General features: G+C 63.2%; 19 protein-coding genes. 11 read left to right on the top strand and 8 right to left on the bottom strand.

The features are described 5' to 3' along the window. Window positions 1–20 precede the first annotated feature (20 nt). Genes AC1DEK_RS09090 through AC1DEK_RS09080 form a run of 3 tightly spaced genes read left to right on the top strand, consistent with a single transcriptional unit; the run spans window position 21 to window position 2,294 of the window. Window positions 21–830 carry a TlyA family RNA methyltransferase gene (locus tag AC1DEK_RS09090; RefSeq protein WP_478124896.1) on the top strand — a complete coding sequence of 270 codons (810 nt, stop codon included), beginning with the start codon at window positions 21–23 and terminating at the stop codon, window positions 828–830. Then, a complete protein-coding gene (gene metF / locus AC1DEK_RS09085) occupies window positions 808–1,641 on the top strand; it encodes a methylenetetrahydrofolate reductase [NAD(P)H] (protein WP_478124895.1) in 834 nt (277 codons plus the stop codon). Before AC1DEK_RS09090 ends, metF begins: the two co-directional genes overlap by 23 nt. After that, entirely contained in the window at window positions 1,638–2,294 is a 657-nt protein-coding gene (locus AC1DEK_RS09080; protein WP_478124894.1) for a septal ring lytic transglycosylase RlpA family protein, read from the top strand. The genes metF and AC1DEK_RS09080 overlap by 4 nt, the downstream gene beginning before the upstream one ends. Window positions 2,295–2,333: 39 nt before the next feature. Here AC1DEK_RS09080 and AC1DEK_RS09075 read toward each other — a convergent pair whose 3' ends face one another. Then, window positions 2,334–3,242, bottom strand: a complete 909-nt coding sequence (locus AC1DEK_RS09075) for a 23S rRNA (adenine(2030)-N(6))-methyltransferase RlmJ (protein WP_478124893.1) — start codon at window positions 3,240–3,242, stop codon at window positions 2,334–2,336. Between the two features lie 191 nt (window positions 3,243–3,433). Between AC1DEK_RS09075 and rplM the strand changes: the two genes are divergently transcribed. From rplM to mdtD, 4 genes are all read left to right on the top strand, one after another. Then, a complete protein-coding gene (gene rplM, locus AC1DEK_RS09070) occupies window positions 3,434–3,865 on the top strand; it encodes a 50S ribosomal protein L13 (RefSeq protein ID WP_028249522.1) in 432 nt (143 codons plus the stop codon). A gap of 12 nt (window positions 3,866–3,877) precedes the next feature. Next, complete coding sequence (gene rpsI / locus AC1DEK_RS09065) at window positions 3,878–4,270, top strand: 30S ribosomal protein S9 (RefSeq protein ID WP_478124892.1); 393 nt, start codon at window positions 3,878–3,880, stop codon at window positions 4,268–4,270. 122 nt (window positions 4,271–4,392) lie between these two features. Next, window positions 4,393–4,758, top strand: a complete 366-nt coding sequence (gene erpA / locus AC1DEK_RS09060; protein ID WP_307699061.1) for an iron-sulfur cluster insertion protein ErpA — start codon at window positions 4,393–4,395, stop codon at window positions 4,756–4,758. Window positions 4,759–4,847: 89 nt separating this feature from the next. After that, window positions 4,848–6,266, top strand: coding sequence for a multidrug transporter subunit MdtD (gene mdtD, locus AC1DEK_RS09055; protein WP_478124891.1), 1,419 nt, complete (start codon window positions 4,848–4,850; stop codon window positions 6,264–6,266). 18 nt (window positions 6,267–6,284) lie between these two features. Here the strand turns inward: mdtD and AC1DEK_RS09050 are convergent, their stop codons facing one another. Together AC1DEK_RS09050 and AC1DEK_RS09045 are read right to left on the bottom strand one after the other, a co-directional pair. Next, the gene (locus AC1DEK_RS09050) at window positions 6,285–7,397 is read right to left on the bottom strand and encodes an anhydro-N-acetylmuramic acid kinase (protein WP_478124890.1); all 1,113 of its coding nucleotides are present in this window, start codon (window positions 7,395–7,397) and stop codon (window positions 6,285–6,287) included. A gap of 31 nt (window positions 7,398–7,428) precedes the next feature. Next, complete coding sequence (locus AC1DEK_RS09045) at window positions 7,429–8,778, bottom strand: peptidoglycan DD-metalloendopeptidase family protein (protein ID WP_478124889.1); 1,350 nt, start codon at window positions 8,776–8,778, stop codon at window positions 7,429–7,431. 161 nt (window positions 8,779–8,939) lie between these two features. On the opposite strand from AC1DEK_RS09045, the gene tyrS reads away from it, so the two are divergent. Further along, window positions 8,940–10,172, top strand: a complete 1,233-nt coding sequence (gene tyrS / locus AC1DEK_RS09040; RefSeq protein ID WP_478124888.1) for a tyrosine--tRNA ligase — start codon at window positions 8,940–8,942, stop codon at window positions 10,170–10,172. On the opposite strand, the gene AC1DEK_RS09035 is transcribed toward tyrS, so the two are convergent. Further along, window positions 10,173–10,778, bottom strand: a complete 606-nt coding sequence (locus AC1DEK_RS09035) for an OmpA family protein (RefSeq protein ID WP_478125277.1) — start codon at window positions 10,776–10,778, stop codon at window positions 10,173–10,175. Beyond that, window positions 10,778–11,191: a FecR family protein gene (locus tag AC1DEK_RS09030; RefSeq protein ID WP_478124887.1), complete on the bottom strand. Its 414-nt coding sequence runs from the start codon at window positions 11,189–11,191 to the stop codon at window positions 10,778–10,780. The genes AC1DEK_RS09035 and AC1DEK_RS09030 overlap by 1 nt, the downstream gene beginning before the upstream one ends. A 260-nt stretch (window positions 11,192–11,451) precedes the next feature. On the opposite strand from AC1DEK_RS09030, the gene AC1DEK_RS09025 reads away from it, so the two are divergent. Both AC1DEK_RS09025 and dtd read left to right on the top strand, forming a co-directional pair. Further along, entirely contained in the window at window positions 11,452–12,357 is a 906-nt protein-coding gene (locus AC1DEK_RS09025) for a cation diffusion facilitator family transporter (RefSeq protein ID WP_478124886.1), read from the top strand. Beyond that, window positions 12,354–12,797, top strand: a complete 444-nt coding sequence (dtd, locus tag AC1DEK_RS09020) for a D-aminoacyl-tRNA deacylase (RefSeq protein WP_478124885.1) — start codon at window positions 12,354–12,356, stop codon at window positions 12,795–12,797. Before AC1DEK_RS09025 ends, dtd begins: the two co-directional genes overlap by 4 nt. Before the next feature lie 24 nt (window positions 12,798–12,821). On the opposite strand, the gene ybeY is transcribed toward dtd, so the two are convergent. Together ybeY and AC1DEK_RS09010 are read right to left on the bottom strand one after the other, a co-directional pair. Further along, complete coding sequence (gene ybeY / locus AC1DEK_RS09015; protein ID WP_478124884.1) at window positions 12,822–13,274, bottom strand: rRNA maturation RNase YbeY; 453 nt, start codon at window positions 13,272–13,274, stop codon at window positions 12,822–12,824. A 1-nt stretch (window position 13,275) separates the two neighbouring features. Then, a complete protein-coding gene (locus AC1DEK_RS09010; RefSeq protein ID WP_478124883.1) occupies window positions 13,276–14,223 on the bottom strand; it encodes a PhoH family protein in 948 nt (315 codons plus the stop codon). A 33-nt stretch (window positions 14,224–14,256) separates the two neighbouring features. On the opposite strand from AC1DEK_RS09010, the gene ruvA reads away from it, so the two are divergent. Further along, window positions 14,257–14,829: a Holliday junction branch migration protein RuvA gene (ruvA, locus tag AC1DEK_RS09005; protein ID WP_478124882.1), complete on the top strand. Its 573-nt coding sequence runs from the start codon at window positions 14,257–14,259 to the stop codon at window positions 14,827–14,829. Between the two features lie 12 nt (window positions 14,830–14,841). On the opposite strand, the gene AC1DEK_RS09000 is transcribed toward ruvA, so the two are convergent. Continuing rightward, complete coding sequence (locus AC1DEK_RS09000; protein WP_478124881.1) at window positions 14,842–15,276, bottom strand: hypothetical protein; 435 nt, start codon at window positions 15,274–15,276, stop codon at window positions 14,842–14,844. Window positions 15,277–15,284 lie beyond the last annotated feature (8 nt).

Here is a 15,284-nt window from a genome sequence, read left to right as displayed (position 1 = left end):
GCGGGCACGGACGTAGCGGTTTGCGCGCGGATCAGTTGCTCGTCGAACGCGGACTTGCCGCGTCGCGCTCGCAAGCAGTTCGGCTCATCGCGGGCGGGTTGCGGTGGCGCGACGGCACGACCTGGCGCGTGGTCGGCAAGAACCGGGACGAAATCCCCGATACGGCGGAGCTTGAACTGCTCGATCCGGCCGAGGCACGCTACGTTTCCCGAGGCGGGCTCAAGCTCGAAGGAGCGCTGGTCTCGACGGGGATCCAGCCTCGCGGCAAGCGCTGTCTCGATGTCGGGCAATCGACCGGTGGCTTTACGGACTGCCTGTTGCAGCAAGGCGCCGAACACGTGGTCGGAGTCGACGTAGGACACGGTCAGCTTCATCCACGCATTCGTGAGGATGCGCGTGTGACTGCAGTCGAAGGCGTCAACGCTCGCGCGCTTTGTGCCGAAGACTGGGAATCGCCTGAATCAGCTGAATCGTCCGAAGATTCGGCGTTCGACCTGATCGTGGGCGATTTGTCTTTCATTTCGCTCACTCTCGTACTGCCTGCTTTGACGCCATTGCTCAAGGCCGATGGCGACTTGCTGATGTTGGCAAAGCCACAGTTCGAGCTGCAGCCCGGTCAGGTTGGCAAGGGCGGGATCGTGCGCGATCCCTTGCTGTACGGCGTTGTCGAGCAGCGGCTTCGCGATGCTTGCGCAGCGCTCGGCCTGCGAGTGGAGCGCTGGCTCGACAGCCCAATTGCGGGTGGCGACGGCAATCGCGAATTTTTCATCCATGCCGTTCATGCGAATGGCAAACAGGGAGCCGGCCGTGCGCCTTCCGCTGAGTTTTGAATTCTTTCCACCCAAGACGCCCGAAGGCGCGATCAAGCTGAGAGCCGTTCGGCAGCAGCTCTATGCGCGCGAGCCCCAGTTCTGCTCGGTCACCTACGGTGCGGGTGGGTCCACGCACGAGGGCACGTTCGGCACGGTTCGCGAGATCCTGGGCGAAGGCGTCGACGCCGCTTGCCATTTCTCGTGCATCGGGGCGACGAAGTCGACCATTCGCACGCAACTGGCGGAACTGAAGGCGATGGGCGTCAAGCGCCTCGTCGCTCTGAGGGGCGACCTGCCCAGTGGCTACGGCATCGGCGGCGAGTTTCTCTACGCGAGTGATCTCGTCGCCTTCATTCGTGCCGAGACCGGCCGCGATTTCCACATCGAAGTGGCTTGCTATCCCGAAGTGCATCCGCAGGCCCGTTCGCCCGAGGCGGATCTGCAGGCTTTTGCGGCCAAGGTGCATGCTGGTGCGGATTCAGCCATCACGCAGTATTTCTTCAGCGCCGACGCTTACTGGCGCTTCGTCGACGATGCACGTGCCATGGGCCTGGACACGCCGATCGTGCCGGGCATCATGCCGATCACGAGTTCGACGCAACTGATGCGTTTCTCGGACGCTTGCGGCGCCGAAATCCCACGCTGGGTCCGCCTTCGGCTGCAAAGCTACGGCGACGACCTCGCGTCGATCAAATCTTTTGGCCTGGACGTGGTTGCGGCCTTGTGCGAGCGCCTGCGCGTAGGTGGCGCTCCCGCGCTGCACTTCTACACAATGAATCAGTCGGTCGCGACGCTGGGCGTTCTGCAGCGTCTCGGTTGGAGCGAATGAGGGCCAGCGTCCGCTTTGCAAGACAAGCGGCGGCGGTGATCGCGGCAGTGTTGCTTGCAGCCTGCTCGACCCAGAGCGCCGCGCCAGACGTCGATGGCGCCCCGAGCAAGCTACGGCCGCTGGCGAAGCAGCCCGCGCTGCCGGCTGGCGCACCACCTCGGTCGCAGGTGCCGTCCGTGCGCTACGACCTTGCAGTGTCCGGCGCGGGCGAACTGGCACCGGACGATGGCATTCCGGGCGACCGCGAGATCTTCGAGCGAGGCGGGGCATCGTGGTACGGCATTCAGTTTCATCAACGCAAGACTGCGAACGGCGAGCGCTTCGACATGACCGCAATGACGGCAGCGCACAAGACCTTGCCGTTCAATACGCGCGTGTGCGTCCGCAGTCTTGTGAATGGGCGCGAGGTGCTGGTCCGAATCAACGATCGCGGCCCGTATGCGTCCGGACGAATCATCGACCTGAGCCGCGCCGCAGCCGAGTCGATTGGCTTGCTGGGGCTTGGAATCAAGCAGGTCGCCCTGTCGATCATGGACAAGGAAACCGGCAGCTGCGGCGGCGCGGCAGTCGGCGCCAGCGACCCGCCGCCAAGTACATCGGAGAACGCGGCACCCAGGGCAACACGTAAGGTCGCCCCGCGCAAGCGGCGCTAAAGGCGGAAGGGCGGAAGGGGTGGCTCGAGCGCGAGGAAGTCAGCCGCCGCTGTCCAGCGAAGAGCCCGCGTGACGATCTTGCGCAAGGCGCTCCGCCATCTCGGGCAAGGCCGCTGCCAGCAAGGGCTTCAGCGTGTACGGCGGGTTGATGAGGAACATTCCGCTGGCGGGCAGCCCCGGACGATGTTTTGCGCCCGAATCGTCGGTCAAGATCTTGCTCGACTTGACGGTCAAAGTGGCGTGCAGCCACGATTTGCCGGCCTTCGTGGCCAGCGTCTTCAGCCGCCGCGGCAGGTCGTGCGCCTCCGGGCGCGGGATGATCGGATACCAGACGGCATAGGTGCCGGTCGCGAAACGCTTGAGCGCTTCGGCCACGAAATCGAGAACGCGCCCGTAGTCGCTCTTGATTTCATAGCTGGGGTCGCAAAGCACCAGCGCTCGGCGCGACGGCGGCGGCAGGAACTTCGTCGCGCTGCCGAAACCATCGTCGCGCAGAACGGTGATCTGGCGCCCGGCTTCGAGTTGGGCGATGTTGGCGTCGAGCGTGCGTGCGTCCGTCGGATGCAGTTCGAACAGCTTCAGCTTGTCGTAATCGCGCAGCAGATGGTGCGTGATGAACGGAGAACCTGGGTAGATGCGCGCCCCGCCCTTGGGATTGAAATCGCGCACCACTTCAAGATAGCGGGCGAGCGCATCGCTGACGGGAGAGGCGCTCGCAGCGCCTGGTGTTGCTGGCGCGGAAAGCAGTCGAAGGACCCCGTCGACAGCTTCGCCGCTGGTGCCGGCGTAGTCCCCGTCCAGGCGGTAAAGTCCGGCGCCGGCATGAGTGTCGACGACGGTGAGCGCGGCCTCTTTTTCGAGGAGGTGGTCGAGCGTGGCAATCAGCACCGTGTGCTTGAGCACGTCCGCGTGATTACCGGCGTGAAAGGCGTGGCGGTAGCTGAACATCCCCCGATGGTAATGGGCCGGCTCTGAAACTGCGCCAATATTGCTGCTTGACAGCAATATTTCATATAATCGCGGGCTTCGCAGCGTTTTGTGGCCCCGCGGCGAAGGCGAAACTCCCACCTAAGAGATTCCCACCAGAGGAACACCGACCGTGGAAAAGGGCCTGCCAAACCCTCTTCAAAGAGAAACTCATGACCAAAACGTTCAGCGCAAAGCCCGCTGACGTGACGCACGAGTGGTTTGTGATTGACGCGACCGACAAGGTCCTCGGACGAGTAGCCAGCGAAGTTGCTCTCCGTTTGCGCGGCAAACACAAGGCCATTTACACGCCTCACGTCGATACCGGTGACTTCATCGTCATCATCAATGCAGCCCAGCTGCGTGTCACCGGCGCCAAGCCGCTCGACAAGGTGTACTACCGCCACTCGGGCTATCCGGGCGGCATCACGGCCACCAACTTCCGCGACATGCAAGCCAAGCACCCAGGCCGCGCCCTGGAAAAGGCCGTCAAGGGCATGCTGCCCAAGGGCCCCCTCGGCTACGCGATGATCAAGAAACTCAAGGTGTACGGTGGCGCAGAGCACCCGCATACCGCCCAACAGCCCAAAGTGCTGGAACTGTAAGGAGCCTTGAGAATGATTGGTGAATGGAACAATGGCACCGGCCGTCGCAAATCGAGCGTCGCCCGTGTGTTTCTGAAAAAAGGCAGCGGCAAGATCACGGTCAACGGCAAGGACATCCAAGAGTTCTTTGGCCGCGAAACCTCGATCATGATCGCCAAGCAACCCCTCTTCTTGACGAACAATGTCGAAACCTTCGACATCATGGTCAATGTGGCTGGCGGCGGTGAGTCGGGCCAAGCTGGCGCGACGCGCCATGGCATCACCCGCGCCCTGATCGACTACGACGCGTCGCTCAAGCCGGCGCTGAGCCAAGCTGGCTTCGTGACGCGTGACGCGCGCGAAGTGGAACGCAAGAAGGTCGGTCTGCATTCCGCACGCCGCCGCAAGCAGTTCTCCAAGCGTTAAGCCACAGCGCCCTTTGGGCTTGTTGCCCGAACAGTCAAAAAACCGCCTTCGGGCGGTTTTTTATTGGTTGAAGTAGCATCCACCGATCGGCCGCGTGTTCGGCCCCATAGGAGTCCTCTCAAATGAGCGCCGTTGCAGAAAATATTCAAACCCAGATGCCTGAGCCGATCGTCTTCACTGATAGCGCGGCTGCCAAGGTTGCCGACCTGATCGCCGAAGAAGGCAATCCCGATCTCAAGCTGCGCGTGTTCGTGCAAGGCGGGGGTTGTTCCGGCTTCCAGTATGGCTTCACATTCGACGAAATCACGAACGAAGACGACACCACGATGACCAAGAACGGGGTGTCCTTGCTGATCGACGCGATGAGCTACCAGTACCTCGTGGGCGCCGAGATCGACTACAAGGAAGATCTCCAGGGTGCGCAATTCGTCATCAAGAATCCGAATGCCACCAGCACTTGCGGCTGCGGATCGAGCTTCACTGCTTGACCAAGTGACCGGACATGTGACCGGAACTTCAGCAACTTTCTCAAAGCCGCCTTCAGGCGGCTTTTTGCTGCCTGTCCTTCCGTAGGCCAATGACCGCATCGGAATCCCCGCCCAAGAGCCTGCTTTGGCTGGTGGCCATCGGCTTTTTCATGCAGACGCTCGATGCCACCATCATCAACACTGCGCTGCCGGCCATGGCGGCCAGCCTTGGGGAAAGTCCGTTGCGCATGCAGTCCGTGGTAGTGGCCTACGCGCTCACGATGGCCATGTTGATTCCCGCTTCGGGTTGGCTGGCGGATCGCTTTGGAACGCGGCGGATTTTCTTTTTCGCGATCGTGCTGTTCGTCGCGGGCTCGGTGCTATGCGCCTTTTCGCGCGACATTGCGCAATTGGTGGCTTCACGCGTGGTTCAGGGGATGGGGGGTGCGCTCCTGCTGCCTGTGGGGCGATTGGCATTGCTTCGATCCGTGCCCCGCGCGCAATTCCTCGCGGCCATGAGCTTCGTGGCGATCCCTGGCCTCATCGGCCCGCTCCTGGGGCCAACCTTGGGCGGCTGGCTCGTGCAATACGCGTCATGGCACTGGATTTTCCTCATCAACGTTCCTGTGGGCCTGATCGGGTGTTTTGTGACGGTGCGGGTCATGCCGGACCTCCGCGCGGCCGATCGGCGCCGTTTTGACATGGTCGGTTACGCGCTCCTGGCTTTTGGCATGGTCGCGATTTCGCTTGCGATCGATGGAGTGTCCGGCCTCGGATTGCGACAGGTGGGGGTGCTGGTGCTTCTGGTGTTCGGATTCGCGAGCATCACCGCCTATTGGCTGCATGCTGTGCGGCGTCCATATCCGCTGTTCGAGCCGGCTCTGTTCGGCATTCCGACGCTCAGCATCGGTTTGCTGGGCAACCTTTTTTCGCGTCTGGGCAGTGGCTGCATGCCGTTTCTGATCCCGCTGCTGCTCCAGGTGTCGATGGGCTATTCACCCTTGGGGGCCGGGCTCATGATGCTGCCAATCGCGCTTGCCGGCATGGCGATGAAGCGGTTCGCGACGCCGCTGATCACGCGCTATGGCTACCGGACCGTTCTGGTCGTCAACACGTCGCTCGTGGGCCTCACGATGGCGAGCTTCGGCCTTGCGACGCCGAATCAGCCGGTTGCGCTCCACATCCTTCAATTGATTGCGTTCGGAGCAGTCAATTCACTGCAGTTCACGGCCATGAACACCATCACGCTCAAAGATCTGGACGGAAGCATGGCCAGCGCCGGCAACAGTCTCTTGTCCATGGTGCAGATGCTGGCGATGAGCATGGGCGTGGCCGCCGCCAGTGCGGTCCTGTCGGGCTACAGCGGCATGTTCGGCAGTGCGACGCCGCTCGCAACACTGCATGCGTTCGAAGCCACGTTCGCCAGCATGGGAATGGTCACTTTGGCTTCGGCACTGATCTTCTGGAATCTTCCGCCGGAAGCGCGAGCGGTTCAGCCGGCGCAGCCCGAAGTTTCCGGACAGGGCTGAAGTCGTCGCGCGTCACGGTCAGGCCGGGTAGATCGCGCCAAGGACGCGCGCGCCGCGCGCACCAGTCACGCTGGCAAGGTTTCCAGCTTCGCCTCGTAATGTGCTGCGTGCCAGCCATGCAAAGGCCGCCGCTTCAACCTCCTGCGGAGGCAGCCCGCGCTCTGCGGACGACACCACTTCCACCTTCGGCAGCAGCGTCCTGAGCCGGGCGAGCAGATGATGGTTCAGGGCGCCGCCGCCGCAGACGATCAACAACTGGCTGTCGGCCCCGTGGCGTTGCAGATGCTCCACGCATGCGCGTGCGGTCAGTTCCGTCAGCGTCGCCTGGACGTCCGCAGGATTCGCCGTCGACGTGCCAAGTCGGGACGCCAGCCAATCGGGATTGAACAGGTCCCGTCCGGTGCTCTTCGGAGGTGCCTTGGCGAAGTAAGGATCGGCGAAAAGGCGCTCGAGAAGTTCCGGCAGCACCTTCCCGCTCGCCGCCCATTGGCCTGCGGCATCGAACGGCTGCCCGATATGGGTTTGGCACCAGTGATCGATCAGGGCGTTGCCTGGACCGCAGTCGAATCCCAGCACCGTGCCAGCGCCCGGCGGGAGGACACTGAGATTGGAGATCCCCCCGATATTCAGTACAGCGACAGTCAAGTCGCTGCGGGCGAACAGCGCCCGGTGAAAGGCGGGCACCAAGGGGGCGCCTTGCCCGCCGGCAGCAAGGTCCCGGCTGCGGAAGTCCGCGACCACGGAGATGCCCGTCAGCTCAGCCAGCAAAGACGGGTTGTTGATCTGCAAGGTATAGCCGACCTCATCGAACTCCCCGGGCCGGTGCCGAACCGTCTGTCCATGGGCGCCGATGGCCGTCACGGCATCGGAAGAAAGTTCGTCATCCGTCAGCAACTGCCGCACGACGCCTGCGTAGACGCGGGCCAATCCGTTGCCGGCGAGTGCGGCGCGATGAAGCTCGTTGTCTCCGCCGGGCGTATTGAGCGCCATCAGTTCGGCGCGCAAGCCCACGGGAAATGGCGCGGCAGCGTACCCGTGCACCGTGATTCGGCCTTCGGAGAAATCGGCCAGGACACCGTCGACTCCGTCCAGCGAAGTGCCAGACATCAGGCCGATGAAGAGTTCAGCCATTTGATGGGGCGGTCGAGCGGCCGAGCCGTGTTCAGTCGGCGCTGGCCTGGACCACCGAGAAGGCGGCCGAGAGTTCGGCCTGGGTCGCGGTGGCAAGACGCTCGAACGCGCGTCGCGACGAAGCCGCGATGGGCATGCCGCCGCCTTGTTGGGCGATCGTGGATGGGTCCTGGTACTCGCCGTTCACCCGGAATTCGAAGTGAAGATGCGGCCCCGTGGCCCAGCCGGTGGAGCCCACGGCGCCCAGGGTCTGGCTCTGGCTGACGCTTTGCCCGACCTTGACGTCAATGCGGCTCAGGTGCGCGTACGCGGTTTCCTGGTCGCTGCGGTGCTTGAGGATCACGATGTTCCCGTATCCGCTTTGCTGGCCGGCGAATTCGACGGTGCCGTCGCCCACTGCGCGGACAGGCGTGCCGCTGGGCGCGGCGAAGTCGATACCGTGGTGTTGGCGCCAGGAATTCAGGATGGGGTGCAGCCGCATCGCAAAGCCGCTGGACACTCTCGAAAACTCCACAGGCGAGGAAAGATACGCGCGCCGGAGGCTGTCGCCGTTGGGGCGGTAATAGCCACCCTTCTGACCCGGTTCCTGATACCAGAGAGCCTGGTAAAGCTTGCCGTTGCTCTCGAACTCGGCCGAGAGAACTCGACCGTTGCGCAATGTCTGGCCGTCGGCTTCGAAAGTCTCATAGACGATGGCGAAGCGGTCACCCTTGCGCAGCGATCGGAAATCGACGTCGCCGGAGAAGATGTCGGCCAGCTGGCTTGCCACGGAATCGGGGATTCCTGCGTCGTCCGTCGCCGCGAAGAGGGAGGTGCGCACCATGCCGCTTGCGAGCCGCGTTCCGGGGGTCAGGGTGTCGGACTCGGTGCGTGCCGTGAATCCCGCAGGTGTCTTCTCGATGACGAGCTTTTTGAAGCCACCGTCACTGCCCGGAATCCAGCGAGCGCTGAGTTTCTCGAGCGCATTTTCTTGTGTGGCTTCCGCGGTCACCGTGCGGCCCGGGCGGCTCAACAAGGCGGCGCGGGCTTCGGGGTTGGCGCGGACGAATGCTGCAGCCGATGTGTCGGCAATGCCGAGGCGCTGGAGCAGGGCTTCTGCGGTATCGCTCGAGCGGGTGATCTCTGTGCGGAACAGCGTGAAACTATGGCTGTCCAGGGCCTTCGTTTGCTCGGCAAAAGAAAGAGGCGTCACCGCCTCGAATACTTGCTTGACAGGTATCTTGGATGCGTCGGGGCCCAACGAGGCGACAGCATAGGCACCGCCACCCGCGGACAGGAGCAGCGCGGCAATTGCAGCCGTGATCTGCTTTGGATACGTCCGGAATGTGTAAGCCACGCGCGAAGCAATCAGCTCCTCGGCGGCAAGTATGCCGTTGATCAAAACTTCGAAATTCCAGCTCAGGTTCAGCAAATCCGTGCTGCGGAGGCCGTGTCGAACGGGCGGCAGGACGGTGCGGCAAAAAAGCGCCGCTTAGAATTCGGCGCTTGAGAAAGTCGGGCTGAGTATAGCTTCGGCTATAGAAAAAACTGCCCGTTTAGCACATGAACACCCCTGCTGTTACAAGCGTAAATCTCTCTGAAGGCGTAGGACGAGCCCTCGAGATTTCACTTCGCGGAACCGACGAACTGCTCCCCCAGGACGAATGGGTGCGAAAGCTCCAGCGCTCGGAGGCGACGGGCACGCCGTTGCGGATCAAGCTGGGCCTGGACCCTACGGCGCCGGACATACACATCGGCCACACAGTGGTGCTGAACAAGATGCGTCAGCTGCAGGATCTCGGTCATACGGTGATTTTCCTGATCGGCGACTTCACGACCACCATTGGCGATCCGTCGGGCCGCAACAGTACGCGTCCGCCCCTGACGCGCGAGCAGATCGAAGCCAACGCCCAGACCTACTATCGTCAAGCCAGCCTCGTACTCGACCCGGCCAGGACCGAAATTCGCTACAACTCCGAGTGGAGCGATCCGCTGGGCGCACGCGGGATGATCCAGCTGGCCGCCAAATACACCGTGGCGCGAATGATGGAGCGCGACGATTTCAGCAAGCGCTTCAAGGCCGGCCAGTCCATTTCGGTCCATGAGTTCCTCTACCCGCTGATGCAGGGCTATGACTCGGTGGCGCTCAAGTCCGATCTCGAATTGGGGGGCACTGACCAGAAGTTCAACCTCCTGGTCGGCCGGCATCTCCAGCAAGAATATGGTCAGGAGCCGCAGTGCATACTCACTATGCCACTGCTGGAGGGGCTGGACGGCATCGAGAAGATGTCGAAGAGCAAGAATAACTACATCGGGATCAGCGAGGAACCGAACACGATGTTCGCCAAGGTGCTGTCCATTTCCGACACGCTCATGTGGCGCTGGTACACGCTGCTGAGCTTCAGATCATTGGCCGAGATCGCAGCCCTCAAGACCGAAGTCGAGGCAGGCCGCAATCCGAAGGACGCCAAGGTTGCGCTGGCCAAGGAAATTACCGCGCGCTTTCACAGCGCAGCCTTGGCTGAGGCCGCCGAGCAGGACTTCATCAACCGCAGCAAGGGCGGCGTGCCCGATCAAATCCCAGAAGTCGCCTTGAGCGGGGCTCCACTGGGGATCGCGCAGTTGCTGAAGCAGACCGGTCTTGCGTCGTCGACGTCTGAGGGCAACCGCCTGATCGATGGTGGCGGCGTGCGTGTCAATTCAAGTGTCGTCAGCGACAAGGCCTTGAAGCTGAACGCAGGCAGCTACGTCGTGCAAGTCGGCAAGCGCAAGTTCGCGCGCATCAACCTGACCTGATTAGCGGACTTCGATGGTCACGCGGCGGTTGCGTGATTCATCGACCTCGTCCTGGGTCTGGACCGCGAGTTCGCGTTCACCCCGTCCGACGGCTTCGATGCGGGCCGACGGGAATCCGCGCTCCAGGAGGATCTGTCGAATCTGAGCGGCCCGATTGCGAGACAGTTCGTCGTTGCGCGCTACGGTTCCGACCGTGTCGGTGTGGCCCGTCACGACGATCTCGCCTCCGCTTCGCGCCAAGGCGGCAGTGAGCGCCTCGTTCATGACCGCTTGCGACTGTGCGGTAAGTACCGTCTCGCCTGGCTCGAAATAGACCGTATAGCGCTGCATCGGCGGCGGCATGAGATCGAACAGTTCCTTGTTCCTGGACTTGACTTGGGCGGGATCGGCTTCGTCGACCACCGGCGCGCCTCGTGCCCCAGCGGCTGCCGTTGCTCGCTGGTACGGCTTGGAAAGTGTTTCTTCGCCGTCCTCGGTGCTGACGACGACGGCGGAAGGCTTCCCGTCCGCTTGCGGCAGCAGAACGACACGGGTGCCGGGCGTCGAGCAGGCGGCCATCAGCGTTGACAGCGCGATCGCCACGATCGAAGAAAAGCGACTGATCATCACGGTTGAGCGTCCGCTTCGACGATGAAGTCCGTCCCACGGATGCCGATCACGGCAGTGGGCGTCTCGACCCGCACCGCGTCCGGATGCGCCTTCCCAATCAGGCCTGTGATCATGCGCAGCGAACCCCGCAACAGCGAGACCAGCATGCCGCCCTCCTGCGTGGTTGCATCAAAATGGAACTCCTTGACGTCCAGGCGAGAAGAGGGCCCGACAACCATCTTGGTGCCGTCGCGCAAAACCACGCTCGCGCCGGAATCGACTCCGGTGACCACTCGATCGATGGGGGCCAGGAGGTCGCCCGCGCTTGCGGTCCGCGACGATCCATTGGCGCTCAGCAAGTGGACGTCGCCGCGCACCGTCTTCATGATGCCCGCGTGCGCATCGATCGCGGCCGGGCTCGGCGTGGTCATGGCGGAAGATTGGGTCGGGGAAGACTGCGCGTGTACGCCAACGCCCGCACAGGAAAAAGTGAGGCCGCACAGGCCCATGGCGAGACTTTTGATCACGTATGATTTCGCTTTGATTCGTGTACGCGCGCAGATACTACGCGAGTATTTGCCCGAGCAGGATTGCAAGGGCGCCCCAAGATCGGCCGCGGTTTTCAGCCTCTTCAGCCTCTTCCCGGCACTCGTTCTTGTCATCGAACCCGCATCTCCTGAAGCTTGCCGCATTGAGCCCGCGGACCCTCCTCGGCGTCTCGGTCGCCGTGGCGGTCGTCACCATTCTCCTGAAAGGTTGGGCGGCGTACATCACCAATTCCATGGGGCTCATCTCGGACGCCATGGAGTCCTTCGTGAATCTTGCGAGCGCGACCTTTGCGCTGGCCATGGTCACGATCGCGGCACGGCCCGCCGATGAAGATCACCCGTACGGGCATCACAAGGCGGAGTATTTTTCGTCTGGCTTCGAAGGCATTCTGATCATCGGCGCGGCCGTCGCCATCATCTGGGCGGCCCTCGTGCGGCTGCTTTCGCCACAGCCGCTCGAACAGGTCGGCTGGGGCTTGGCGCTCTCGGTCCTGAGTTCGGTATTCAACGGCGCTTTGGCATGGGTGCTGTTCAAGGCCGCGCAAACGCACCGTTCGATCGCACTGGAAGCGGATGCAAGGCATCTGCTGAGCGACGTGTGGACCTCCGGCGCGGTGCTGGTGGGCGTCGCAGCGGTCGCGCTGACCGGATGGTTGTGGCTGGACCCCCTGCTTGCCATCGGCGTGGCACTCAACATCGCGCGAGAAGGTGTGAAGCTCGTCTGGCGATCGTCGCAGGGTCTGATGGACGAGGCGCTCGATCCCGGGGACCAGGCGCAATTGAAGGCCACGCTCGAACACTTCGCGGCAACTGTGCCCGAAGGCGCACAGCTTCGCTTCGACGACATCGTCACCCGACGAGCGGGCCAGAGGCGCTTCGCCGACTTGCACATGCATGTGCCTGGGGCATGGCCGCTCCAACGCGCCGCAGCCCTGCGCGACGGACTCGAGCAGGCACTCATGGATGCCATACCCGGTTTGAGGGTGACCATCCAATTGCTCCCGCTGGGGATGGAAGCGCGCGCAACGCGAAAGGAACAGGCGCCATGAAGGCGCTCCTGCAACGCGTGGCTTCTGCCCGCGTCGAAATCGACGGCCGCATTGCGGGCTCGATCGATGCGGGTCTGCTTGTCCTGCTGTGCGCCGAACGTGGGGATGGCGACGCACAGGCCGATCGCATGCTGGCGAAGATTCTCAAGCTGCGCATTTTCTCGGACCCCGCCGGCAGGATGAATCTCAGCGTCCAGAACATCGGCGGAGGATTGCTCGTGGTGAGCCAGTTCACGCTTGCGGCCGACGTCAGCGGCGGAAATCGCCCGAGCTTCACTCAAGCGGCAGCACCGGACGAAGGCCGGCGTCTCTACGACTACTTCGTGGCCCAGGCGCGCGCTGCACATCCGGTCGTCCAAACGGGTGAATTCGGCGCCGACATGAAGGTACACCTTCTGAACGATGGCCCGGTGACCATTCCGCTGCAGATGTCCCCTTGACCTTGAGGGAACCTGGGGCGCCGGTCAGTAGGGATTCCTGATGCCAAGCCCAGCGAGGATCTCGATTTCGCGGGCCTCCATCGCTTCGGCGTCTTCGTCGCTCGTTTCGTGATCCCAACCTTGCGCGTGCAAGGTGCCGTGTACCAGCAGGTGCGCATAGTGCGCTGCCAAGGTCTTGCGCTGCTCCTTGGCTTCGCGTGCGACCACGGGTGCACACAACACCAGGTCGGCCATCACGACCGGCGTCTGCGTGTAATCGAAGGTGAGCACGTTCGTGGCGTAGTCCTTGCCCCGAAACTCGCGGTTGAGTCGCTGGCCTTCGTCCGCGTCGACGATCCGGATGGTGATCTCGCCGTCCACGTCCAGCGCGTGGCGGATCCAGCGCGCTACGCTGTGGCGGGGAAGGGCGGTGCGATGTCGATCCACGCCCTTGAATTTCCCGAATTGCAAGGACAGCGACAAGCTGGCGAGCGCCACGTCAGCTCGCAGCGCGCGTCTTGCGCGACTTGTCATAGGCATCGACGATGCGCGCCACCAACGGATGCCGAACGACGTCGGCGCTCGTGAAGTGCGTGATGGCGATGCCATTGACCCGCTTGAGCACGCGCTCTGCGTCGATCAGCCCGCTCAGTTGCGCCTTCGGAAGGTCGATCTGGCTGACATCGCCAGTCACCACCGCCTTGGCGCCAAATCCGATGCGCGTGAGGAACATCTTCATCTGCTCGGGCGTGGTGTTCTGCGCTTCATCGAGGATCACGAAGGCATTGTTGAGCGTGCGGCCCCGCATGAAGGCCAGCGGCGCAATTTCCAGCGCATTGCGCTCGAAGGCTTTCTGGACGCGATCGAACCCCATCAGCTCATAGAGCGCGTCGTACAGAGGGCGCAGGTACGGGTCGACCTTCTGCGTCAGGTCGCCCGGCAGGAAGCCGAGCCGCTCGCCGGCCTCCACCGCAGGCCGCGTCAGGACGATACGCTGCACGGCGCTGCGTTCCAGCGCGTCGACGGCGCTGGCCACCGCCAAGTAGGTTTTGCCGGTTCCGGCCGGACCGATGCCGAGCGTGATGTCGTGGTCCGCGATGTTCTGAAGATAGACGCTCTGGTTGGGCGTGCGTGCGCGCAGGTCCGCGCGCCGCGTGGCGAGGAGCAGGGCGCCGTCTTCGGCTTCCGTCATCGAGCCGTCGCCGGCGAGGGTCAATTGCACGACGGCCGCATCGATCGGACGCTGCGCGATTTCGTAAAGCGCCTGAAGCACGTCCATCGCCCGCTCCGCGTTGGCCTTTGGGCCGTCGATCTTGAACTGCTCGTGCCGGTGAGCGATCTTGACGTTGAGGGCCTCTTCCATGCGCCGCAGGTTCGCGTCCAGCGGGCCACAGAGGTGTCCCAGGCGCGTGTTGTTGGGCGGGGCGAAGGTGTGTCGCAGAATCACGCGGATTTCATTTCAAAAGCGTAAAGGGCATCCATGATAGGCAAACTCACCGGCATCCTGGCCGAACGCAATCCCCCCCAAGTGGTGGTGGACTGCAACGGCGTCGGCTATGAAGTCGATGTGCCCATGAGCACCTTCTACAACCTGCCGACGGCCGGCGAGCGCGTGTCGTTGCTCACGCACTTCGTGGTGCGGGAGGATGCGCAGGTCCTGTACGGCTTCGGCACCGCGCCCGAACGCGCGGCGTTTCGCCAGCTCATCAAGATTTCCGGTGTGGGGCCGCGGACCGCGTTGGGTGTGCTGAGCGGCATGAGCGTGAGCGAGCTGGCGCAGGCCATCACGCTGCAGGAAGCCGGTCGTCTGGTCAAGATTCCCGGCATCGGCAAGAAGACCGCGGAACGTCTTTTGCTCGAGTTGAAAGGCAAGCTCGGCGCAGACATTGCACTGCCTGCGCACGCGGCCACGGATTCGCAGGCCGACATCCTCCAGGCGCTGATTGCGCTTGGCTACAGCGACAAGGAAGCCGCAGCGTCGCTCAAGGCATTGCCGAAAGACGTGGCGGTCGGCGAAGGGATCAAGCTGGCGTTGAGGGCCCTGGCGAAGTAGCTTCGGACAGGCTCAGCGCCAGTCCTGCAAAGCCAGGCCCATCGCAAAGGCCACTGTCTGCACAGTCACCGCAATGCCGTGCCGCTGCATCAGTTGGCGGGCCAGCACGATGCGCTCTGCCAGCGGTCTCGACACGTCGGCCGCGCGCCGGAGCCCGAGTTTTTCGAGGCCGCCGTCGAGATTGGCCAGCGAATTGATTGCGCCTCGTGCAAGGCTCGCAAACACCTCGGCGTCCAGTCGAAGGCGAAGCGCCATGTAGCGCTCAGGGATTCCGATCAGCGCGACCACCGCGTACGCGGCCCACGCCACCGACGGCAGCGAGCGGCCGGTCAGCGCGAGCACCAGGCCAGCAATGAACGAAAGCGCCAGTCCCCACATGGCAAGCGATCCGCTCGCGCGCAAAAGTCCGGCAGTGGTGGCGCACAGCGCGCGATCGTTGTCGTTCATGATCTGCA

This window comes from Variovorax sp. 10N420 (genome assembly GCF_056394705.1).
This window is presented reverse-complemented; position numbering and strand designations above follow the sequence as displayed.

Coding starts and splice junctions, on each gene's coding strand:
- rplM (WP_028249522.1), top strand. CDS start 3,434: ATGACCAAAACGTTCAGCGCAAAGCCCGCTGACGTGACGCACGAGTGG.
- mdtD (WP_478124891.1), top strand. CDS start 4,848: ATGACCGCATCGGAATCCCCGCCCAAGAGCCTGCTTTGGCTGGTGGCC.
- dtd (WP_478124885.1), top strand. CDS start 12,354: ATGAAGGCGCTCCTGCAACGCGTGGCTTCTGCCCGCGTCGAAATCGAC.
- AC1DEK_RS09075 (WP_478124893.1), bottom strand. CDS start 3,242: ATGTTCAGCTACCGCCACGCCTTTCACGCCGGTAATCACGCGGACGTG.
- AC1DEK_RS09035 (WP_478125277.1), bottom strand. CDS start 10,778: ATGATCAGTCGCTTTTCTTCGATCGTGGCGATCGCGCTGTCAACGCTG.
- AC1DEK_RS09080 (WP_478124894.1), top strand. CDS start 1,638: ATGAGGGCCAGCGTCCGCTTTGCAAGACAAGCGGCGGCGGTGATCGCG.
- erpA (WP_307699061.1), top strand. CDS start 4,393: ATGAGCGCCGTTGCAGAAAATATTCAAACCCAGATGCCTGAGCCGATC.
- ruvA (WP_478124882.1), top strand. CDS start 14,257: ATGATAGGCAAACTCACCGGCATCCTGGCCGAACGCAATCCCCCCCAA.
- AC1DEK_RS09030 (WP_478124887.1), bottom strand. CDS start 11,191: ATGACCACGCCGAGCCCGGCCGCGATCGATGCGCACGCGGGCATCATG.
- rpsI (WP_478124892.1), top strand. CDS start 3,878: ATGATTGGTGAATGGAACAATGGCACCGGCCGTCGCAAATCGAGCGTC.
- tyrS (WP_478124888.1), top strand. CDS start 8,940: ATGAACACCCCTGCTGTTACAAGCGTAAATCTCTCTGAAGGCGTAGGA.
- AC1DEK_RS09050 (WP_478124890.1), bottom strand. CDS start 7,397: ATGGCTGAACTCTTCATCGGCCTGATGTCTGGCACTTCGCTGGACGGA.
- AC1DEK_RS09000 (WP_478124881.1), bottom strand. CDS start 15,276: ATGAACGACAACGATCGCGCGCTGTGCGCCACCACTGCCGGACTTTTG.